Source organism: Lentzea sp. NBRC 105346 (assembly GCF_030269605.1).
GTDB lineage: Bacteria > Actinomycetota > Actinomycetes > Mycobacteriales > Pseudonocardiaceae > Lentzea.
Genome location: NZ_BSTQ01000006.1, coordinates 227175 through 248987 on the forward strand (window position 1 = coordinate 227175; position 21813 = coordinate 248987).

Below are 21813 nucleotides of genomic sequence, written 5' to 3' on the forward strand. Positions count from 1 at the left end.
GGAACGAACGGGGATCGCGAGCAATCCTCGCGACTCCCTACCGTTCTCACTGCCCCCACCAGCCGCCATATTCATGGAGAGTCTCAACCATGCGGACTGCCGCAATAGCAGTATCAATCGGCCTTGCGCTCGGAGCGATCCCGGTCGCACACGCCGCGCCGGGGGTGCCGGATCGGGCGCCGACGGCCAAGGACCGCCTGGTCCCGATCCTCGGTAACAGCGGGGTGATGGCACGCCAGCGCGTGACGCCGGGTGTCCGGATGTCCGGTGGTGACGACGTCACCTTCCGGTTCCTCGACGCCAACGGCCAGGCGCCGACCGAGTGCTACACGGCCGTGATCAACGATCTCACGGACCAGTTCTTCTTCCTGCCCGAGTGCGGTGCCGAGGTGCACAAGCAGATCCCGGCCGGCCACTACGAAGCCAGCGCAGTGATCGCGACCAAGGACGGCGACCACACCAAGTACGCCGTGATCTCGGACCCGAACTTCGACGTGAACGGGGCACGCGTGGCCACGTTCGACGCGCGGATCGCGAAGCCGGTCGACGTGCGGGTTCCGTTCGCCGATGCCAAGAGGAAGTTCAGCGCGGTTCACGTCGGCTGGAACATGGCGTTCTTCGACGAGGGGATGGACGTCTCCATCGGGCACATCGGCAAGTCGCCCAAGGGTCTCGACGCGATGATCACCGCGACCTTCGCCGGTGCTACCGACGTATACCGGGCCGCCTGGACGATGAAGGGCGGCCTGCCCACCGGGTTCACGGGTACGAAGAAGCCCGAGGACTTCGCGACCATGCGGACGACGTTCGTGCCCGGCCCGGCCGATGCGAAGCACGAGGTCGGCATGGTTCCGGTGCGGCCGTGGGACAACACCTCGACCTACGACTACCTGGCGCCGGTCAAGATCGGCGCCGAGCTGGTCGAGCACGTGACCGCGAACGTCCCGTGGGTGACCGACTTCACGTTCGGCCACAACCCCGAATCCTTTGACGTGTTCACCGAGACGCCGCCCTCGACCCTCACCGCCGGTGCGCAGCACCGTCAGCGGGTCAACCAGGCTGTGCACGGCGTCGCGTCGTCGTCGCCGGACACCGTCGCGATCCGCAAGAAGGGCGACAAGCTCCGGCTCGGCGTGTCGTTGTTCAGCGACAGCCGTGGCGGGTCGGGCTTCTCGGCGACGACGGCCCACAAGACCACGTTGTTCCGCGACGGTGTCAAGATCGGCGAGGGCGGCAAGTACGCCGGTTTCGCGGACCTGACGTGGGCCGGGCCGGGCTCGTACCGCTACGAGACCGAGGCGACGCAGGACGTCTCCGATCTCAGCACGCGGGTGAGTGCCGCGTGGACGTTCCAGGCGTCCGAAAAGGACGGCCCGCTGCCGTTCACCGTCGTCGGGTTCGAGCCGGTGCTCACCGACGACGCCGCCAAGGTGGGCGCGTTCGAGGTGCCGCTGTCGTTCCGCCGGCAGGCCGGCACCCCGGCCGTCAAGAAGACGGAGGTCGAGGTCTCGTTCAACGAGGGCGCGACCTGGCAGGCCGTCAAGGTCGTGGGCGGCAAGGCGTTCGTGAACAACGCGAAGCCGGGCTTCGCGTCGCTGCGCGCCAAGACCGTTGACGCCGGTGGCAACACCTCCGAGGTCACGGTGATCAAGGCGTACCGCGTCGTCGCCTGATCGAGTGGGACAACGGGGCCGATCGCATGATCGGCCCCGTTGTGCTGTCTAATACCTAGAAGTACTATGCCTAGTACTTCTAGGTAGGAGGGCTGGTGAAGGTCGCCAAAGACCTGGTGGCCGCCTCGGCGACACCGATGGTGCTCGGCATCCTGGCCGAGCAGGAGAACTACGGCTACGCCATCCTGAGGCGGATCAACGAGCTGTCCGGCGGTGAGCTGGACTGGACGGAGGGACTGCTGTACCCGTTGCTGCACCGGCTGGAGCGCCTCGGTTTCGTGGAGTCGAACTGGCGGTCGGTGGCGGGCGAACGGCGGCGCAAGTACTACCGCGTCACCGACCGCGGCCTGGCCGAGCTGGTCGAGCAACGCCGCCAGTGGGACACCGTCGTGGACACGCTCAAGGAGATCTGGCTCGGCGATCGCCGGCCGCTGGAGGTGCTGGCATGACCGCGCAGGATGAGCTGGAGGCGCAGTTCGCGCAGTGGCGTCAGCACGTGCAACGGCGTAGCGAGCTGCGGCCGGCCGACGCCGACGAGCTGGAAGACCACCTTCGTGGTTCGGTCGAGGAACTGGTCTCGATCGGCCTGAGCCCGGACGAGGCGTTTCTCGTTGCCGTCAAACGGATGGGCAGCCTCGACGAGCTGTCCCGCGAGTTCGCCGTGGAGCATTCGGAACGGCTGTGGAAGCAGCTGGTGCTGCCCGGCGAGAGCGACCACACCGTCGAGAAAGGGCGGTCGCGGCGCGACCTGTGGGTGATGATCGGCTGCGCGGCGGGTGCCGCGGTGTCGATCAAGGTGCCCGAGCTGTTCGGGATGAGCATGGAGAAGCATGCCGCGTTCTACGCCCCGAACTTCACCCTGTTCACCCTGCCCTGGCTGGCGGGTTTCCTGGCGTGGCGGCATCAGGCCGGACGCGTGGTGATCGGGATCGTCGCGGCGCTGTTCGTGCTCGGGGCCGTGGCCGCCAACATCTACCCGCTGGGCGAGAACTCGCAGTCGATCGTCGTCTCCACCATCCACCTGCCGATCGCGCTGTGGCTCGTGGTGGGGCTGGCGTACGTGGCCGACGACTGGCGATCTTCGCGCAGGCGCATGGACTTCATCCGCTTCACCGGTGAATGGTTCGTCTACCTGGTACTCATCGGGCTCGGCGGTGGCGTGCTCACCGCGTTCATGTTCGGGACCTTCGAGGCCATCGGGATCAAGCCGGACACGTTCATCGGGCAGTGGCTGGTGCCGTGTGGCGCCATGGCGGCGGTCGTCGTGGCCGGGTGGCTCGTCGAGGCGAAGCAGAGCGTCGTCGAGAACATCGCCCCGGTGCTCGGGCGGCTGTTCACGCCGCTGTTCACCGCGGTGCTGCTGGCGTTCCTCGGCGCGGTCGTGTGGACGAGCGCGGGCATCGACGTCGAACGGCAGGCGCTGATCCTGTTCGACGCGCTGCTGGTCGTGGTGCTGGGATTGCTGCTCTACTCGATGTCCGCCCGCGACCCGCTGGCGCCGCCCGGCCTGTTCGACAAACTGCAGCTCGCTCTCGTGGTCAGTGCGCTGGCCATCGACGTGCTGGTGCTGATGGAGATCACCGGGCGGATCACCGAGTTCGGCACGACGCCGAACAAGGCCGCCGCGCTCGGCGAGAACGCCATCCTGCTGGCGAACCTCGCGTGGTCGGCGTGGCTGCTGCTGAGGTTCCTGCGCCGCGGCACGCCGTTCGCGTCGCTCGAACGGTGGCAGACCGGCTACCTGCCGGTGTACGCCGTATGGGCGTGGGTCGTCGTGCTCGTGTTCCCGCCGGTGTTCGGCTACTTCTGATCACATGGCAGGGACGGGCGGTCGTTTCTCGGCCGCCCGTCCGCGCTTTTCAGCTGATCAGTGGCAGCGGTGCGAAGTCGTGGTGCTGCCAGATCAGCCGGGACACCTCTTCCGGATAGGGCCTGACCTCCGGTTGGACGTCGAAGACCTGCGTGAGGCGTTGCTCGGCGTCGTAAGCGGGCCAGCCGGGGTCACCGGTGGCGGCGAACGCCGTCCACGCCGCGCGCATCCGCTTCGACACCGCCGCCGCCTCGTCCGGGTCACCGAGCAGCGCGGCCGGCTGGCCCCGGTCGAGGTTGCCGAACACGAGCGGCACGTCGAGGCCGTGGCACGCGCCGAGCGGGCCGGACCAGGTCAGCTCATACAGGTGGGCCTGGCCGTGCGCCTCGGCGAGGTGCAGCGACGGCATGCGGAACAGCCAGTCCGAGTTCACCAGCTCGTACAGCTCGTCGGGACCGGCGTTCGGATACGTGCCACCGTCGGGGCCGAGCACCTTCAACGCGGCGGCCGCCCGCTCCTCGGTCACCTCACTGCCGTCGATGATGGTGAACAGCCGTTGCTCGTCACGGGTGTGGCCGACGATGAGGTCGACGTCGCGGTCCAGGGCCTGCCACGGCGTCGCGGGCAGGACGTCGCCGTCGACGACGGGTGCGAACGGAATCGTCCGAAACGCGGCCCTGCCCCAGCGATCGATCCACTGGTCGATCTTGGCGGTGAGCGCGTCACCGGCGGCGGGCAGCTCGCGTGGATCCACTGTGGACAGATCACGACCGGCCGCGATCTCGTTGGCGATGTCGGCGGCGAGCTCCGGCGTGAAGAACGTGCCCGGCACGCTCTGCGCGATGGCCCGGCGGAAGAGTCCGGCCGCGCGCGGCATCGCCAGCAGGGAGGCCACCGATCCGCCGCCCGCCGACTGGCCGAAGATCGTGACCCGGTCCGGGTCGCCGCCGAACGCGCGGATGTTGTCGCGCACCCATTCCAGCGCGGCGACCTGGTCGAGCAGACCGCGGTTGGCCGGCGCTCCGGGGATCTGCACGAAGCCCTCGATGCCGACGCGGTAGTTGAACGTCACGAGGACGACGCCGTCCCGTGCGAGCGTGAGGCCGTCGTACTCCGGCAGGCCCGACATGCCGAACGTGTAGGCGCCGCCCTGGATCCACACCATGACGGGCAGTCCGGCGCCGAGGTCGGGGGACCAGACGTTGACCGTCAGCCAGTCGTCGCCGGTGTCCGCCGACAGCGCGTCCATGCCGAACACGCCGGGCTGCGGTGGCGGCGGGCCGAACGACAGCGCGTCCCGCACCCCGTCCCAGCTCTTGGCGGGCCGCGGTGCCGCGAACCGGAGCTCGCCGACCGGCGGCTCGGCGAACGGGATGCCGCGGAACACCGCCACGCCTGTTTCCCAGCCGCCGCGCACGGTTCCGTTCGTCGTGCGGGCTTCGGGCTGGGACATGGCGGCCTCCTGGGTCGGCGCGATCGGGATCGTGCGGATGCTCCCCGCCCGATCCCGATGCGCGCCAGCCATTTATCTAGTTCTTGTGGAACGTGGCGGTGGCCGTGTTGGTACCGAGCCCCGGCCAGTCGACCACCGCGCGGTAGTTGCCGGTACCGGGCAACGTGGTGGCCGGCATCATCCCGGTCGCGCAGTTGCCGGTCGCGACGACCTCGCCGGCCGGGCCGTACACGGTGGTGCGCGCCGCGCCGCTCGCGACCTGGCAGGTGCCGGAGATCACGTCGCCCTCGTCCGCCCAGAAGACGAACTTGGCGTTCTCACCCGGTTTCGTGGTGGTGACGGAGAACGGGCGGTCCCAGCCCCACACCCCGGCCTGCGGGTCGCGCACCTTGTACACCCGGACGTCGAACGTGCCGGTGTTCGCGTCCTTGGGGTCGACCTCGAAGCTGTGCGGCCCCTCCATCCAGCTCCACTCGGTGTCCATGACGATGCGGCCGGCCTCCGAGGGTGCGTGCGCGCACACCCGTCCCTCGGCCGGGCGGTACTGCTCCGGCGGCAGGTTCAGCCACGTCTGAGTCCACTTTGGACTTTCGGTGAGCTGCTCACACGTGATCAGCGCGTGCTCCCCGGCGTCCAGGTAGAAGTCGGTCTTGGCGGTCTGGCCCGCACCGGTGGTGGTGAGCGTGACGGGTGTGCCGTCGCCTCGGTTCGGGACCGACACCGTCGGCAAGGTCTTGTGCAGGCTGACCGTCGCACTTAGATCGGTGAGGAAAGTGTTGTCCAGCTGCAGGATGTACGTGCCGTCGGCGGGCAGCTCCGGCGTCAGATCGAACAACTCGCCCGTGTGGCACCATCCCGAGACCCGCGGACTGCCCTTGGCGTCCAGTAGCCACCCGGTCACCCCGCGGTCCGGCAGCGACGAGGTGCATTCGGCGTAGACCCGGTCACCGGACTTGCCCTGGAACGTGACGTAGGCGTCCTGGCCTTTGACCGTCGGCGTGAAGGTGACCGGCCCGCCGTCGAGCGCGGCGGTCGTGCGCACGTCGTCGAAGACGCGGTAGGACAGCTTCACGCTGAACGCCTTGCCCCGGTACGGCGGCAGGACGAGCGTGAGCGGACCGTCGGCGGCGACCGCCTCCACCTCGATCGCGGGCGTGGGCATGACGTGCCGGAAGCACCCGATCCCGCCGGGCATCGGCACCCGCTTGCCCGTGCTGTCGACCACCTTGGCGGCGGGCAGCCCGTCGTCGCTGGTGGTGTCGCAGAACAGGATCAGGTGCTGACCTCTGGCGACGTTGAACGTTGCGTAGGCGGTCTGTGTCGGATCCGTAGTGGTGACCTGAACAACGCTGCCGTCGTCGGGCAGCGTTACGGTCGGGTTGTCTGCGGCCATGGCAGGTGTGGCAAGGCCGATGAGGATTAGTGCGCTGACTAAAGCGCAAGCACGACGCATGCGGCGCAAGTTAGCCGCCGGTGATCACGAAAGTCGCTCACATTTCCTGATACACAAGAAAGTTCGTCTCTTGGTACATGTCCACATAGGCCGGGCGGACTAACGTCCGCGGTCCACTGACCGGTCTCCGGCTCCGGCCGTGGCGCGGACGCGCTGGTAGTGTCCCGCGCCAGCCCAGCCCGCATCTTGTCCGGAGATCACCATGCCACGTCGTTTCGCCAGGCCACTAATCGTGGCCGGGGCGTTCTGCACGGCCGTCGCGGTGGTCGCGGGACTCGTGGTGGTTGCCTCGATGGACGATCCGGGCCAGGCTGCCACCGCCATGACCATCGCTCCCACGCCCTCGTCTGTCTCGAGCTCCCAGGCGCCTTCTTCGTCCTCCTCCGCGCCGCCCAGCTCGTCCGCTTCGCCCAGTTCGTCCTCCGCGGCACCGGTGGTCAAAACGACGACCCCGCCTCCCGCTAAACCCGCGCCACCGCCGGCCCCGTGGTTCGCCGCCCGTGTGGGCGGTGCGACGCAGGTCGTCTCCGTGGTGGGCTCCGGTGGCTCCAACGCCGTGCTGTCCACGTGGCAGCGCTCCGGCGACCAGTGGACCGCCGTGCTGGGCGATGTCGGGGCCAAGGTCGGCCCGCCGGGGATCTCAGCCACCTACGGCGAGTCGTCCTCCGCGACGCCCGCCGGGGTCTTCTCGCTGGCCAGCGCGTTCGGGCGGCAGGCCGATCCCGGTGCCGGGGTGGCCTACCGGCGGGTGGACGACCAGGACTGGTGGGTCAGCGACGTCAAGAGCCCGGACTACAACACCTATCAGCGGTGTGCGGCCGGGACTTGTCCCTTCGACGAGGGCGCTTCGGAGAACCTGTACCGGGCTGGGGCCGTGTACGACTACGCCCTGGTCATGGGGGTGAACACGGCTCGGGTGCCCGGTGGTGGGAGTGCCTTCTTCCTGCACGTCACGAACGGTGCCGCCACCGCCGGGTGTGTGGCCGTGCCGGCCGCCACGGTGACCGCGATTCTGCGGTGGGTGCGACCCGGTGCCGTGATCGCGCTGACCCCCTGAGGGCGGCCCCTCATCGGCCCACTGAGACGACCTTTGACGCCATAGCCGGGTCGCGCCAGGGTGGACCTCGGATGAGAAGGAGTGGTCGATGTCCACCTACCGCGCCGTCCAGGTGACCGGCAACCGCGATTTCGCCTTCGTGGAACGCGAGAAGCGCGACCCGTTGCCCGGCGAGGTCCGGCTGCGCGTCGAGGCCTGCGGCGTCTGTCACACCGACGCGTTCACGGTCGACGGCATGCGCGCCGACCCCGCCCAGCCGGTCGTGCCGGGGCACGAGGTCGTGGGTGTGATCGACGCGGTGGGCGCCGGGGTGACCGCGTGGACCGTCGGTACTCGTGTCGGCGTCGGCTACCTCAACGGGCACTGCGGCGAGTGCGACCCCTGCCGGCGCGGCGACTTCGTCAACTGCGGGAACCAGCCGTTGACCGGAACGACGACTGACGGCGGGTACGCGGAGGTCGCCTACGCCCGTGCCAGCGGCCTGGCGCGGATTCCCGACGACATGAGTCCGCTCGACGCCGCACCGCTGCTGTGCGCGGGTCTGACGGTCTACAGCGCGATGCTGAAGATCGACGCGCGTCCCGGCGCGTTGGTCGCGATCCAGGGCATCGGTGGGCTCGGGCACCTCGGCATCCAGTACGCCAAGGCGCTCGGCCACCGCGTGGTCGCGATCGCCCGCGGCACCGGCAAGGCCGACCTCGCGAAGGAACTGGGTGCCGACGAGTACATCGACAGCACCGAAAAAGACCCCGGACGGGAGTTGCGGCGCCGCGGAGGTGCTGCGGCGATCATTGCCACCGCGTCCAGCGGCGCCTCGATGTCCCCGCTGGTGAAGGGGCTGGCCGCGCGCGGCCGGTTGATCGTCGTCGGCGCCGCCGCGGATCCGATCGAGGTCAGCACGTCCGACCTGATCTTCGGTAGCCGGGTTGTGGTGGGCAGCCTGACCGGCACCTCCATCGAGAACGAGGACAACCTGCGGCTGGCGCGCGAGCGCGGCATTCGCAGTCTCAACGAGGTGTTGCCGCTCTCGGAGGCGCCCAAGGCCTACGAGCGCATGATGTCCGGTCAGGCTCGCTTCCGCGTGGTGCTCGACGCCCGTTAACGGAAGTCCCATCGGGTGGCGCCGTACGGCTCGGCGCTGGCTACGCCGAACGCGGTCCGCAAAACCAAGCGGTACAGGTGGTACGGCGGCGGTCCCGCGCTCGGCGCGCTGTACGGCGCCGTGAGCGCGTCGCCCTCCACCGTGACCGGCCAGCCCGTCCGGTACACCTCGGCCACGCGTTCCAGCTCGGCGCCGTCGGTGACCCGGTGGGCCTCGCCCTCCAGCACTAGGTCCAGGCCGCGCAGGCGCACCGAGATGCTGCACGCCGGGTTCGCCGCCAGGTTGCGCGACCTGCGGGTGCCCGGCCCACCCACGAAATACAGCGCGTCGTCCACCCAGATGGCGCCCACACCCGCCGAGTGCGGCCGGCCGTCGGGCCGGACGGTCGCCACGAAGAACGTCAGGTCGGCAGTGGGGGTGTCGGCCGCGAGGACGTCGCGCGCACGGCTCCACGGCAGCTCCGCGAAGCCCGAACGGTCGAGGTTCTTGGTCGAGATCGGCTCGGTCATGGTCTTAGTCATAACCCTGCGTCGAACGAACCGCGCCGTTATCGACAGGCCTTTCACGGATGACTCAAAGCATGGGCCTGCGGCCGCCTCCGTCCTACGATCCCCCGCATGGGGGTTAAGCGAACGATCAGCATGGTCATGGCCGCCGGCGTCGCCTTGGCGATGGTCACTCCGGTGGCACACGCCGACGAGAACGCGCGGCAGTTGTTGTTCTTCAACCACGCCTACGGTGTCTTCGACCGGCAGACGGCCGACGCCATCGAGCACTCCACCTACCTGCGGGAGTTCGCGAACTTCCAGGTCCGGACCACGACCGGCGAGCAGGGCACGTGGACCGGCCGCTACCTGTACGGCCGCGAGACATACATCGAACTGTTCGGCGTCGGCGACGTGCCCGGCCAGGACGGCACCCTCGGCTCCGCCGGCCTGGGCGTCTCGACCGAGCACGACGGCGACTTCGAACAGGTCACCGAGAACCTGCGCAAGCAGGGTGTGGCCGACCCGATCTACTTCCTGCAGAAGCGCGACTTCGGCGACCACGTGCCGGTGCCGTGGTTCGACGCGGTCTTCACCGACACGCAGTACGACAAGTTCGGCGCTTGGGCCATGGAGTACCGGCCGGAGTACCTCGCGGACCCGCGCAGCAAGGTCGAGCCCGAGAGCTACCCCGGTGACGTCGGCCGGGAGCGCTACCTCAACGACGACTACCGCGACCACCTCATGCGCGACGTCACCGCGATCCGCGTCGGCGTCACCGCCGGGGATCTCGCCGACACCGTGCCGCTGCTGAAGGCCGGCGGGTTCGCCGTGCGGACCGTGCCGGGTGGTGTCGTGGCGCAGTGCGGTGGCACGGAGATCCGGTTCGACACCGTGCCCGTCGAACAGGCCGGGGTGAAGCGGATCGAGTTCTCACTCAACCACCCGGTGCTGCAACGGCACGAGGAGCGGCTCGGTTCGTCGACCCTCGTGGTCGGGCCCGGATCCCATGCGGTGTGGACGTTCTAGGCGTCAGCAGCGCTTCGTCCGCACGACCCCGCGGCTGGACTCGGCCAGCATGAAGCTGCGCCGGCTCCGGTCCGAGGTGCCGAGGTTGACCCGCAGCTCCGCGTTCACGTTGAGGTTGCGGGCTTCCCCGCACGGCGCCCAGACGATCGACGCGACGTCGGGCCGGTAGGTCGTCTGCCAGTCGTCGGACCTCGGGCCGTTGAACGGGAAGCTCACCGACGTGGTCTGCGGCATGCCCTGGAAGTAGATGTTGAGCCGGTGCAACGCGTTCGCACCGGCCTCCAGGTGGGCGAAGCCGCGGTAGGACGTGCGGGCGAGCGCGTAGGTGTAGCCCGCCGGAACGCTCACGCGCAGGTTCAGCTGGCAGTTCTTCCGGAACTCGACGGGACCCGCGCCGCCGCCGGCCTGCGCGAGGAACGCACGGTAGTTGATGGTGAAGGTCCGGCCGCTGGTGGAGATGTCCGTGGTGCCCGCCCGGCAACCCGATCCGTTGGCGGTCACCACTTCGACCTGCGCCGGAGCCGCGATGTCGGCTGGAACCAGGGTCGACAGTGCCAGCATTGCTGCCGTGATCAGCATGAGGAGCCCTTTCAGGATCCGTTCGCGGCGGCAGCATCAGACGCTATCGGGAGCGCCTGGGACGAAACTCCACCAGACAGCCGATCCCTAGTGGCGTGGGTCGCAACGTTGCCGTGGGAATTCGCGGTCAGATGGACGCATCGGGGTGCCAGCCCCGCGTCCTCATCCTGGTTGGCTGTGGGCGTGGGGCCGGTGCCGCGAGGCGTCCCGCTGAGCGTGAATTCACCGCCAACGTTGCGAGCCACGCCACTAGTTCTCCGAGTGCACCAGCACCTGTGCGGGCGCTTGGCGTGGTGTGCGCACGAGCACCATCGCTGCCGACGCGATGATCAGCACGCAGCCCACGGCGACGGCCCACGTGATCCGCTCGTTGAGGAACAACGCGCCCCAGCCCACGCCGAACAGCGGGACCAGCAGGGCGACCATCATGGCCTGGGAGGGGCCGACGTCGGCGACCAGCCTGAAGTACAACAGGAAGCCGATCGTTGTGCACAGCACCGCGAGCGCCAGGACGTTGAGCACGATCGACCAGGTGAAGTCGATGCCCGGCAGTTCCTTGGCCCAGAAGGGAAGGATGAACAGACCGGCCAGCAGCTGGGAGCAGCCCGCCGTGCCCACCGGGTCCACGCCGTGCGCGAAGCGCTTCACGTACACGCCGGCCAGGGCGTAGCAGAGCGCCGCGAGCAGACAGGCCCCGATACCCAGCCAGAACGCCGTGGAGTGGTGGCCGGACGACCCGCCGCTCGTGACGAACCCGACGCCGGTCATGCCGACCACCAGGCCGACGATGCCGCGCACGGTCAGCTGCTGGCTCAGGAAGACCGCCGACAGCAAGGTGCCGAACAGGGGAGTGCTCGAGTTGATGATCGCCGAGTAGGACGACGGGATGTGCACCGCCGCGAACGAGAACAGCAACATGGGCGCGGCGACGTTGAACAGCGCCACCACGATGTAGTGCTTCCAGTGCGCACTCCACCTCGGCTGGAACCGGATCATCGCGAAGTACGGCAGGAACGCGAGACCGCCCACTCCCACCCGCAGACCCGCGGTGGGCACGGCGCCGATCACCGGCGCGAGGATGCGCAGGAACATGAACGACGCACCCCACAGCGCGCCGAGGATCAGCAGCCGTGCCCAGTCCGCTTTGCGCATCAGGCGGCGTCCGGCGTCCGCAATCCGCGCACGAAGCCTTCGATCTCCTTGCGCGCCAACGAGACGTCGTCGAGGTTGCGCTCGACGAGGAGGCTGAAGTGGCTGCCCACGATCACGCCGTCCGCGCCCGCGTTCCAGAAGTCGACGACCTGGCTGTGCTTGCTCACCCCGAACCCGACGACGATCGGCTTGTCGGTGAGTGAACGCAGCATCTCGATGCGCTGCACCGAGTTGTCCTCGAACTCGGCGCTCGGGCCCGTCGTGCCGAACCGGCTGATGACGTAGGTGAACGCACTCGAGGTGTCGAACAGCCGCGTCGCGCGGTCGATCGGGGTGTTCGGGGCGACCATCTGGATGCAGCCCAAACCGTGTTCCGCCAACAGTTCCATGTGCTCGGCGGACTCGTCGATCGGCAGGTCCGAGCACACGACGCCGTCCACGCCGATGTCGGCGAGCTCGGCGTACGCGCTGCGGCCGCGCTTGAAGAGCAGGTTGTAGTAGAGCAGCAGCCCGATCGGCAGGTCGGGGTAGATCTCCCGGATGTCGCGGAGCATCTCCACGCAGCCGTCGTAGGTCATGCCGGCCTTGAGCGACCGCGCCATCGACCGCTGGTTGATCGGTCCGTCCGTGATCGGGTCGGAGAACGGGAATCCGAGCTCGACCGCGTCCGCGCCCGCGTCGACGGCGGCCCGGATCAGCGCGAGGCTCTCCTCGCGGTTGGGGTCTCCCAACGTGAAGAACGGGATGAACATCTTGCGGTCGGCAGCCTGGAACGTCTTGTCGAATCGGTTCATGTGTTGGTCAGATCCCCCGGTAGTGCCAGTACTCGTCCAGGTCCTTGTCGCCGCGCCCGGAGATGCACACGAGCAGCACGGCTTCGGAGTCCAGCTTCGGCGCGGTGCGCAGGGCGAGTGCGAGCGCGTGCGCCGACTCGAAGGCCGGAATGATTCCCTCCAAAAGGGACAGTTCCGCGAACGCGTCCACGGTCTCGGCGTCCGACACCGCCTCGTAGGTCGCGCGGCCGGAGTCCTGCAGCGCCACCAGTTCCGGCCCGACGCCGGGGTAGTCCAGACCCGCGGCGATCGAGTGGGTGTTGGTGATCTGGCCCTCGGCGTTCTGCAGGAACAGCGAGTGCATGCCGTGGAAGACGCCGGGTGTGCCGCGGGTCAGCGTCGCCGCGTGCTTGTCCGAACCGTCGTCGAGGCCGCCCGGTTCGGCGCCGTAGAGCCGCACGCTCGGGTCGTCGACGAACGGGGCGAACGTGCCGATCGCGTTGCTGCCACCGCCGATGCACGCGAACACCGCGTCGGGCAGCACACCCGCCTGCTCGCGCAGCTGCTCCTTGGCTTCGACGCCGATGACGGACTGGAAGTACTTGACCATCGACGGGTACGGGTACGGGCCCGCCGCCGTGCCGAAGCAGTGGTACGTGCTGCCGACGTTGGTGATCCAGTCGCGCATCGCATCGTTGATCGCGTCCTTGAGCGTGGCACCGCCGGTGCTGACCGGGTGGACCGTGGCGCCGAAGAGCTCCATGCGCTTGACGTTGGACTGCTGCCGCTGGACGTCGATCGCGCCCATGTACACCTCGACGGGCAGCCCGAGCTTCGCGCCGGTCATCGCGGTCGCGACGCCGTGCTGGCCGGCGCCCGTCTCGGCGATGATTCTCGTCTTGCCCATGTACTGGGCGAGCAGCAGCTGCCCGATGACGCTGTTCGTCTTGTGCGCGCCGCCGTGCAGCAGGTCCTCGCGCTTGAGGTAGATCCGCCGCCCGTACTTCTCCGAGAGTCGTTCGGCGAACATCAGTGGTGTGGCGCGACCGGCGAACGTCGTGAGCAGTTCGCGGAACCGGTTCATGAAAACGGGATCGGCCTGGGCTTTGACGAAGCCGTCCTCCACCTCCTGGAGTACGGCGACCAGGCTCTCCGACGAGTAGTTACCGCCGTATCCCTTGTCTCCGAAACGTGCGCGCAATTCCAACTCGGCGAACATGTCCCCCGCTCTGCTGCGTCAGCCCATGGCGAGATGGGCACCCCTGGACAGCGGGTGCGGCGAACGGAAAACCACTGATCAGAGCGCCTCATTGCGCGAAGAAGTCCCCCGGTCGACCCACCCCCCGGTGGGCACGCGACGTCATCCCCAATCGCGTTCCAATACGAACCTATTGGCCGGTTAGGAGTGCAGAAAGGGCCGAATGGGTGAATGGGGTGCACGTTGAGTAATGACTGCAGTCTCAACTGGCCAATGTGAGGGGTCCTATTATTTGAGTTTGTCTGAAGGGTGGAACAAAGGTCGAATTTCGTGGCGAATTGCGGGTGACGCGTGTATAGGTGCGCGCGGGTGAATCTCAGCGGGAAGTCGCGGTGGAGTCGGCGGCCGGGCGTCGCGCGGGTGGCACGGTCGCCGCGGCGCTGAGCTTCTGGGCGAGCTCGTCGGCGTCGGACAGGCCGAGCTCGCGGTAGAGCCGCAGCGCCAGCTGCCAGTGCGGTGCGGCGACGTGCGCGCCGCCGAGCAGTTCGAGCACGTCTCCGACGGCCCGGTGGCACAGGGCGGCCTGGTACTGGTCGCCGAGCTGTTCGGCCTGGGCGAGGCTGTCGAGGTACGCCTGCAGCGCCTCGCTCAGCCGGCCGAGCTGCACCAGCGCGGTTCCGGTGGTGTGCAACGTCGGGGCGTGCGCCTCGAACGCCGCCGAGCGGTACAGCCGCAGCGCTTCGTCCGCGCACGCCAGGGCCTCCTCGGCTTCGTGCTGGCGCAGCAGGACGTTCGCGAGGTTGTTGAGGATGTTGGCCTGGGCGCGCACGTCGCCGGCGAGGCGGGCGATGGCCAGTGCCTCGCCGAAGCGTTCGCGCGCCTCGTCGTCGCGGCCGGCCAGCAGCAGGCAGTAGCCGAGGTTGCCCAGCGCCGCGTACTCGACGTGCTGGTCGCCGCGCGCCAGCTGCAGCGCGCGGTCGCACTCGTGGATCGCCTGGTCGATGCGGCCCATCTGGGCCAGCGACGAACCGACGCGCAGCAGCAGCGTCGCCTCGACGTGCTCGTCGTGCAACGCCCGTGCCGCCCGCAGCCCGACCAGGCACGCCTCCAGGCGGCTCACCGGGTTGCCGCGGCGGAAGTGGAACGAGTCCACGCACAGCGCGAGCTTCCACGTGCGTTCGTGCTCGCCGTGGTGCTCGGCCAGTTCCATCAGCAGGCGGAGGTTGGTCTCCTCCTGGGTGAACCACTCGACGGCCGCGTTGTGCGACGACAGTTCGGGGTAGCTCGTCGGCGGGTGCTCCGGTGCCGGGAACGGCCGCACGTGGTCGGACAGCAGGGCCCGCGCGCTGTCCGCGACATAGAGGTAGTAGTCGAGCAGCCGCGCGGTGCTGACCGCGTTGTCGGCGTCGTCCGCCGCGAGCTGCCGGGTGAACAGGCGCACCAGGTCGTGCCGCGAGTAGCGGTCCGGCGTGGACTCGTGCAGCAGGTTCGCCCACGCCACGGTCCGCAGGTGCGTGCGGGCGGCGCCGACGCTGATGCCGGACAACGCGGCGGCCGCGTACCCGTCGAGGTCCGTGCCGGGGTGCAGGCCGAGGCCGCGGAACATCTGCGCTGCGCCGGCGGGCAGTTCGCGGTAACTGACGGTCAGCGCGGCGTGCACGCCCCGGCCCGCTTCGGGCAGTGACAGGGCGTCGAGCCGGTTCTGCTCGTCGCGCAGTTCCTCGACCAGCGACTGGACTGTCCATCGTGGACGGGAGGCGAGCCGGGCGCCCGCGACCCGCAACGCGAGCGGCAGCCGGTCGCACAGCTCGACGAGTTCGGCCGTGGCCTGCGGTTCGGATTCCGTGCGGTGCACGCCGAGCATGCCGGTCAGCAGGTCCTTCGCCGCCGCGATCTCCAGCGTGTGCACGGGAAGCACCGACGCGCCCTCGGTCACCACGAGGTCGCTCAGCCCGTGCCGGCTGGTCACCAGCACCAGGCAGCGCGCGGAACCGGGCAGCAGCGGCCGCACCTGGTCGGCCGAGCGGGCGTTGTCCAGCACGACCAGCACGCGCTTGCCCGCCAGCAGCGAGCGGAACTGGGCGGCCTGGTGGTCCAGGTCGGTGGCGATCTGCGCGTCGGTCATGCCGAGCGCGCGCAGGAACCCGGTCAGCGCCGCCCTCGGTTCGACCGGTTCGGTCTCGTCGAACCCGCGCAGGTTCGCGAACAGCTGGCCGTCCGGGAACTCCGCGGCCATCCGGTGCGCCCAGTGCAGTGCGAGTGCGGTCTTGCCGACGCCGGGCGGGCCGACGAGCAGGCCGATCGCGAAGTCGTGGCCGGTGAGGTCGGTGTCGAGCTGGGCGATCTCCTCGTCGCGGCCGACGAAGCCGTTGTGCTCCCTCGGCAGCTGGGCCGGCACCGGCTGCCGGACGACCGGCTGCTTCGGTTCGGCGACCGCCACCTCACCCGCGAGCACGGCCTCGTACGCCGCGCGCAGCTCGGGACCGGGGTCCACGCCGAGCTCGTCGGCCAGCCGTTTGCGGGTCTGATGGAACAGGTCGAGGGCCTCCGCCTGCCGGCCCGCGCGATGCAACGCCAGCACGCCCTGCGCCACAAGGGCTTCCCGCAGTGGGTGTTTCTGAATCGTTTCGTGCAAATGTCCGGAAAGGGCTTCGGGCGCGCGTTCCAAGCGGATCAGACGTGCGGTCAAATCCTGCACCGCGAGTAGTCGCAATTCCTCGAGCCGGGCCGATTCGGCGTCCCGGAGTTCGGCGGACGGAAGATCACTCAGGAACGGTCCGCGCCACAATTGCAGTGCGTCGGTGAGTTTGCGAACCGCGTCTTCGTCTGCGGCGTCGCGCGCGGTAATGATCAAGTCTTCGAAGACGAGCACGTCGACCGTGGCGCGATCACCGGTGAGCAGATAACCGGGCGCTCGGGTCACCAGCTCCAAATCGGACCCGAGCACCTTGCGCAACTGTGCGATGTGGCCCTGCAGCGCGGCCTTTGCCTGGGGCGGAGGTGATCCGTCCCACACGAGCGACATCAGGCGATCTCCGGAGACGACCCGGTTCAACTCGAGCGCCAGCGCCGCGAGAACCGCGCGCCGCTTGGCGGCACCCAGCGGGACAGGTGCCCCGTCAGGAGAAACCAGCTCGACCGTTCCGAGCAGGTTGACCCGCATCTGCGAAGCCCCTTCGATTGGTCGGCCGAGCCCCAGGGGACGAATTTTGACACAGTCCTTGACTGCGCAACATCGCTCACACGTTCGTCCGGTGTTAACGGTTCACCCGATGGGCGTCGGGTTCATGGCGCGGTCACCTCGCATACCCGCAAATGTGTTGGGGGATGGTATCTAGCAAGTGTGGAAGCGGTCTCACAACCGTTGTTGACCAGGGCTTGAGGTTGGGCGTTGGCGGCGCGTTGGGGCGGCGTTGGTGACCTCTGGTGCTCTTCGATCGAGCACCGGTACCGCCGTAGGAGGCCGCCTTGGACCCGTATCAGTGGGTGAACGAGTTCGAGTCCCGACTCGCTGACCTGAAAAAGAAGTCCGAGGACCTGCAGGAGAACTTCGAGTCCGCGTCCGCGACCGTGACCAGCAAGGACAACGCCGTCACGGTGACCGTCGGACCGAACGGCGGCCTGCAGAACCTCCAGCTCGGCCACCGCGCCGTCGAGCTCGGCGCGCCGCGGCTGACCGCGTTGATCCTGGAGACCGCGCGTCAGGCGCAGCGGAAGGCGGCGGGCAAGGTGCTCGAGGTGTTCCAGCCGCTCGGTGAGGGCACCGAGACGATGCAGATGGTCATGGACTCGATCCCGGCGGACCCCGAAACGGAAGAAGAAGACACCTTCGAGGTCGAGGAGGCCGCTCCGCCGCCTCCGCCGGTCCAGCGGCCCGCACCCGCCGCCGTGCGCCCGCCGTCGCGCCGCTCGCGTCCCGCCGACGACGAAGACGACGACAACAACCCTTGGTGACCCGGTAGAACGAGGAAGCAGGAACAGTCATGGCAGACGTTCTGAACGTCACCGAGGAGAACAAGTTCAAGGGCACGCTCTTCATCGAGGCGTACGACAGCCTGATCGACTCGATCGGCGACGACGCGGAGAGCGAGACCGAGAAGGCGCTCGACATCACCTTCAACGCCATCGGTGCCGTGGCCTCGACGGTGATGCTCGCCGTCGACCCGCTGGGCAGCCTGTTCGGCGCGGGCGTCGGCTGGTTGTTCGAGCACATCAGCTTCCTGCGTGACGCGCTCAACCAGGTGCTGGGCAACCCGGAGGAGATCCAGGCCAACGTCGAGCAGACCAAGGCGAAGGCGGCCGAACTGCGCGTGCTGGCCGAGGATCACCACAAGGGCCTCGCCAAGTTCGACGGGTGGACCGGCCAGGCCTCGGAGAAGTTCCAGGCCAGCATGGACGGAATGGGCAAGGAGCTCGACTCGCTCGCGGGCGCGGTCGAGACGAAGGCCAAGATCGTCGCGGTGATGGGCATGCTCGTCACCGTCCTGCGCGACATCATCCGTGACCTGATCTCCCAGCTGATCGGCTCGCTGATCGGCGGCGCCCTGATCGCGGCGGCCAGCGCGGTGGTCACGTTCGGCGCCTCGATCGTCGGCTTCGTCGGCTACGCCGTGGGCAAGGCCGTCGCGCTCGGCACCAACATCGCGGCGCGCGTCTCGCGGGTGATCGCGTCGCTGGGCCGGTTGATGCGCAAGATCGGCGACGTCGACGACATCATGAAGAAGATCAGCAAGGGCTGGGACCGCTTCGACAACGCCGCCGACGTCGGCGAGATCACCTACGAGGGCTACAAGGCCTCGAAGGACGTCGACAAGAAGATCGACGAGGCCCTCGACAAGGACGAGCAGAACGACAAGGTCACCGACGCCAACAACAAGGCGAAGGAGGCCGGCCAGAAGTACGAGCAGGCCAAGAAGGACGAGGAGAAGCAGGCGCAGGAGGCCAAGGCGGCCAACGACGCGCTGAACACCGCGTCCGAGAAGGCCAAGGCCGCCAACGACAAGGTGAGCGCCGCCGTCGACGAGGTCAACAAGGCCGCCGAGTCCGGCGACCAGGCCGCCTACGACCGGGCCAAGGCCAAGTACGACGCGGCCAAGGCGGAAGCCGATGCCGCCCGCGCTTCAGCGGCTTCCGCTGCTTCTACTGCCGCCAAGGAGGCCCGCGACCTCAGCGACGCGGCCCAGAAGAGCCTCGACGCCCAGCAGGCCGCGAAGCCGTCCGACGACGCCGCGAAGGCCGCGTACGAGGAGTACAAGAAGAACAACCCCGGTACTCCAGACGCCGCGCGTGATGCGGCCGAGCAGGACCTGAACACCAAGAACGACGCGGCCAAGCAGGCCAACGAGGCCTACGAGAAGGCCAACGCGGACTTCGCGGCCAAGAACGCCGCCGCCGCCGAAGCCAACGCTCGCGCGTTCGCCTCCGGCTCCGACGCCGACATCAAGGCCGCCGAGCAGGCGAGCAAGGCGGCCGAGGAGTCCGGCAAGAGCGTCAAGTCCGCGGCCGACACGGCGAAGTCCTCCGGCGAGGCCGCCAAGGCGAGCTACGAGCAGTTCCAGAAGGACCACTCGTCCGGCACGCCTGCCTCGTCCACTCCTTCGGACCCGCTGCAGCACGCGCGCGACGTCAACAAGGACACCGGCGTCGGCGACGCGTTGGGCGGCGACGCCTTCTTCGGTGGTTTCGGCAAGTCCGGTGCTACTCCGCAGGTGGACGGTCCCACCGTGCAGCACCACTGACGTTCTAGGGGAGCACACCGGTCATGGCAAAGGTCAACCCCGGCGTAAACCCGTCGCCCAATCCCTCTGTTACGCCGTCGCCCGCGCCGCCCCCACCGGCGCCGCCGACGGGGTTCGGGTCGGGGCCGACGGGCAACTCCGGCTTTTCCATGACCGAGTCCACCATGTCGGGGCTGCAGGGCAAGGCGGGTGACCTGCAGTCGCGGCTGAGCAGCATCTCCAGCGGGTTGCGGGGGCTCAACTTCAGCGGCAACGCGCTGGGGCCGATCGGGCTCTTCGCCGTGCCGGCTTTGAACGCCTCCAACGACAACGCGGTCGCTCAGGCCGATCGTGGTGCCAAGGCGTTCGGTGACGTTCAGGCCGGGTTGAAGGCCACTCAGAACACCAGTGTCACCAGTGACTCCAACAACGCCGGGTCGTTCAAGCAGATCGATCCGACTACCAACGTCAAGCCGCCGCCCAATTCGGTGAACGTGCCCAGCGTTGCGCCTCGGCCGGAGGGGCCCAAGGTGTCCGCTCCTGCTACCGGCAAGGGTGGTGTCGGGCCCGGCGGTGGTGTGGGTACGCCTGGTGGGCCTGCTGTGTCTGCTCCGCCTCCCGTGAAGGGGGGTGCGTCCGGTGGGGTTCCCTCGGCTGGGGTTTCTGGTGGTCCCGCCGTCGCCGCCGGGCCCACCGTCAAGGGGGCTTCCGGTGGGGTTCCTTCAGCTGGGAAATCCGCTGGTGGGCCTGGGGTGTCCGCTGCGCCTTCCGTCAAGGGTGGCGGTGGACCTGTTGGCGGGACTGGGGTTTCCGGTGGGCCCGGGGTGTCCGCTGCGCCTTCCGTCAAGGGTGGCGCGGGACCTGTTGGCGGGACTGGGGTTTCCGGTGGGCCTGGGGTGTCTGCTGCGCCTTCCGTCAAGGGTGGTGCGGGACCTGTTGGTGGGCCTGCGGTTTCTGGTGGGCCCGTCGTGTCCGGTGGGCCTCAGGTCAAGGGCGGTCCCGTTGGCGGGCCGGGCGGGCGGGGGCCTGTGCCGGGTGGCGGTCCGGTGGCGGTGCCGCCTCCGGTGGGTGGTCCGGCGGCTGCGGGCAAGCCTGGGGCGACGCCGCCGGGTGCCAAGTCGGCCGCCGGTGTCGGCGCGGTGCCCGGAGCCACGCCGCCGGGTGCGAAGTCGGCTGCGGGTGTCGGGCCGGGGGCTGCGGCTGGTGTGACGCCTCCGGGTGCGAAGTCGGCTACGGGTGTCGGCACGGCGCCGGGTGTCGCAGCTGGTGTGACGCCGCCGGCAGCCAAGGCGGCTATGGGTGTTGGTGCCGCACCCGGTGTCGCGCCGGGCGCAGGTGCCGGTGCCGCACCGGGTGTCGCGCCGGGCGCGACGCCTCCGGGGGCGGCGTCGGCGGACCGGAGCAGCAAGTTCGCGGGTCCGGGCGCGGGCAAGGGCGCGTTCGACGCCCCGAAGGCCCCCGCCGCGGATGGCACGATCAGCAAGGCGCCCAAGGGAGACGTGTCGGCGCCGCCGTCCGCACCGAAGCCGAACACCGCCCCGACCACCGCGACCCCGAACGCGGCTACCGGCCCGAACGCCGCGACGCCGAAGGTCGGCGCCGCGCCCGATGTTGCGACGCCGAAGCCCGGTACGTCGGTGCCGAACGCACCGACCCCGAACGCGGCAGCTCCGAACGTCGCCCCGCCGAGCGCGCAGCCCGGCACCGCGCCCGCCGCGAAGCCTGCCACGCCAGCGCCGAACACGGCTGCGCCAGCGCCGAACACCGCCGCGAACGCGCAACCGGCCGCGGCCCCGATGGCTCCCGGCGCGATGCCGCCGCCGAGTGCGCCTTCAGCGGACCGGGGCGGCAAGTTCGCAGGCCCGGATGCGGGCAAGGACGCGTTCGACGCGCCGAAGGCGCCCGCTGCGGACGGCACGATCAGCAAGGCCCCCAAGGGAGACGCCTCGGCGCCGCCCGCAGCGCCGAAGCCGACCACGCCCGTCCCGAACACCGCTGCGCCCAGCCCGGTGGCGCCGAACGCTGCCGCCCCCAACTCTGCCGCGCCAAAGGCAGCGGCGCCGAACGCTGCCGCACCGGCCACGCCCGTCCTGAACGCGGCGGCGCCCAACGCGGCGCCCAACCCGGTGGCGCCGAACGCTGCCGGGCCGAATCCGGCGCCGAACACTGCCGCACCGGCCACGCCCGTCCCGAACGCTGCCGGGCCGAATCCGGCGCCGAACACTGCCGCACCGGCCACGCCCGTCCCGAACGCTGCCGGGCCGAATCCGGCGCCGAACACTGCCGCACCGGCCACGCCCGTCCCGAACGCTGCCGGGCCGAATCCGGCGCC

18 protein-coding genes and 1 pseudogene are annotated in these 21813 nt (G+C 69.3%); 9 read left to right on the top strand and 10 right to left on the bottom strand.

What is annotated here, in order from left to right:
- Positions 1-89: 89 nt before the first annotated feature.
- From QSK35_RS15505 to QSK35_RS15515, 3 genes are all read left to right on the top strand, one after another.
- Positions 90-1673 carry a hypothetical protein gene (locus QSK35_RS15505; RefSeq protein ID WP_285746588.1) on the top strand — a complete coding sequence of 528 codons (1584 nt, stop codon included), beginning with the start codon at positions 90-92 and terminating at the stop codon, positions 1671-1673.
- 95 nt (positions 1674-1768) lie between these two features.
- A complete protein-coding gene (locus QSK35_RS15510; RefSeq protein WP_285746590.1) occupies positions 1769-2122 on the top strand; it encodes a PadR family transcriptional regulator in 354 nt (117 codons plus the stop codon).
- Positions 2119-3483 (top strand): permease prefix domain 1-containing protein, encoded by a 1365-nt coding sequence (locus tag QSK35_RS15515; protein WP_285746592.1) that lies wholly within the window; start codon positions 2119-2121, stop codon positions 3481-3483. The genes QSK35_RS15510 and QSK35_RS15515 overlap by 4 nt, the downstream gene beginning before the upstream one ends.
- Positions 3484-3532: 49 nt before the next feature.
- Here QSK35_RS15515 and QSK35_RS15520 read toward each other — a convergent pair whose 3' ends face one another.
- The 3 genes from QSK35_RS15520 to QSK35_RS15530 form a co-directional block, all read right to left on the bottom strand.
- The gene (locus QSK35_RS15520; protein ID WP_285746594.1) at positions 3533-4936 is read right to left on the bottom strand and encodes a carboxylesterase/lipase family protein; all 1404 of its coding nucleotides are present in this window, start codon (positions 4934-4936) and stop codon (positions 3533-3535) included.
- 76 nt (positions 4937-5012) lie between these two features.
- Entirely contained in the window at positions 5013-6329 is a 1317-nt protein-coding gene (locus tag QSK35_RS15525; protein WP_285746596.1) for a hypothetical protein, read from the bottom strand.
- Between the two features lie 159 nt (positions 6330-6488).
- On the bottom strand, positions 6489-6830 hold the full coding sequence (locus QSK35_RS15530; protein ID WP_285746598.1) for a hypothetical protein: 342 nt from the start codon (positions 6828-6830) through the stop codon (positions 6489-6491).
- A 61-nt stretch (positions 6831-6891) separates the two neighbouring features.
- Between QSK35_RS15530 and QSK35_RS15535 the strand changes: the two genes are divergently transcribed.
- Together QSK35_RS15535 and QSK35_RS15540 are read left to right on the top strand one after the other, a co-directional pair.
- Positions 6892-7446, top strand: a complete 555-nt coding sequence (locus QSK35_RS15535; protein ID WP_285746600.1) for a L,D-transpeptidase family protein — start codon at positions 6892-6894, stop codon at positions 7444-7446.
- Positions 7447-7534: 88 nt separating this feature from the next.
- Complete coding sequence (locus QSK35_RS15540) at positions 7535-8548, top strand: alcohol dehydrogenase catalytic domain-containing protein (protein ID WP_285746602.1); 1014 nt, start codon at positions 7535-7537, stop codon at positions 8546-8548.
- Here the strand turns inward: QSK35_RS15540 and QSK35_RS15545 are convergent.
- Positions 8545-9057 (bottom strand): pyridoxamine 5'-phosphate oxidase family protein, encoded by a 513-nt coding sequence (locus tag QSK35_RS15545; RefSeq protein WP_285746603.1) that lies wholly within the window; start codon positions 9055-9057, stop codon positions 8545-8547. The genes QSK35_RS15540 and QSK35_RS15545 overlap by 4 nt on opposite strands.
- Before the next feature lie 108 nt (positions 9058-9165).
- On the opposite strand from QSK35_RS15545, the gene QSK35_RS15550 reads away from it, so the two are divergent.
- Positions 9166-10062, top strand: coding sequence for a DUF5829 family protein (locus tag QSK35_RS15550; RefSeq protein WP_285746605.1), 897 nt, complete (start codon positions 9166-9168; stop codon positions 10060-10062).
- A gap of 3 nt (positions 10063-10065) precedes the next feature.
- Here the strand turns inward: QSK35_RS15550 and QSK35_RS15555 are convergent, their stop codons facing one another.
- From QSK35_RS15555 to QSK35_RS15575, 5 genes are all read right to left on the bottom strand, one after another.
- Entirely contained in the window at positions 10066-10641 is a 576-nt protein-coding gene (locus tag QSK35_RS15555; RefSeq protein WP_285746607.1) for a DUF4360 domain-containing protein, read from the bottom strand.
- Between the two features lie 249 nt (positions 10642-10890).
- On the bottom strand, positions 10891-11793 hold the full coding sequence (locus QSK35_RS15560; protein ID WP_285746609.1) for a DMT family transporter: 903 nt from the start codon (positions 11791-11793) through the stop codon (positions 10891-10893).
- Positions 11793-12587 (bottom strand): tryptophan synthase subunit alpha, encoded by a 795-nt coding sequence (trpA, locus tag QSK35_RS15565; protein WP_285746611.1) that lies wholly within the window; start codon positions 12585-12587, stop codon positions 11793-11795. Before trpA ends, QSK35_RS15560 begins: the two co-directional genes overlap by 1 nt.
- Positions 12588-12594: 7 nt before the next feature.
- On the bottom strand, positions 12595-13785 hold the full coding sequence (gene trpB / locus QSK35_RS15570) for a tryptophan synthase subunit beta (protein WP_285746613.1): 1191 nt from the start codon (positions 13783-13785) through the stop codon (positions 12595-12597).
- 355 nt (positions 13786-14140) lie between these two features.
- On the bottom strand, positions 14141-16927 hold the full coding sequence (locus QSK35_RS15575; protein WP_285746615.1) for an AfsR/SARP family transcriptional regulator: 2787 nt from the start codon (positions 16925-16927) through the stop codon (positions 14141-14143).
- A 305-nt stretch (positions 16928-17232) separates the two neighbouring features.
- Here QSK35_RS15575 and QSK35_RS15580 point away from each other — a divergent pair, with 305 nt between their 5' ends.
- Together QSK35_RS15580 and QSK35_RS15585 are read left to right on the top strand one after the other, a co-directional pair.
- Entirely contained in the window at positions 17233-17718 is a 486-nt protein-coding gene (locus QSK35_RS15580; RefSeq protein ID WP_285746617.1) for a YbaB/EbfC family nucleoid-associated protein, read from the top strand.
- Between the two features lie 29 nt (positions 17719-17747).
- Positions 17748-19502, top strand: a complete 1755-nt coding sequence (locus QSK35_RS15585; protein ID WP_285746619.1) for a hypothetical protein — start codon at positions 17748-17750, stop codon at positions 19500-19502.
- A gap of 4 nt (positions 19503-19506) precedes the next feature.
- On the opposite strand, the gene QSK35_RS15590 is transcribed toward QSK35_RS15585, so the two are convergent.
- Positions 19507-19806 (bottom strand): hypothetical protein, encoded by a 300-nt coding sequence (locus QSK35_RS15590; protein WP_285746621.1) that lies wholly within the window; start codon positions 19804-19806, stop codon positions 19507-19509.
- 643 nt (positions 19807-20449) lie between these two features.
- On the opposite strand from QSK35_RS15590, the pseudogene QSK35_RS15595 reads away from it, so the two are divergent.
- Positions 20450-21813 (top strand): annotated as a pseudogene (locus QSK35_RS15595) (hypothetical protein); the annotation flags it as partial.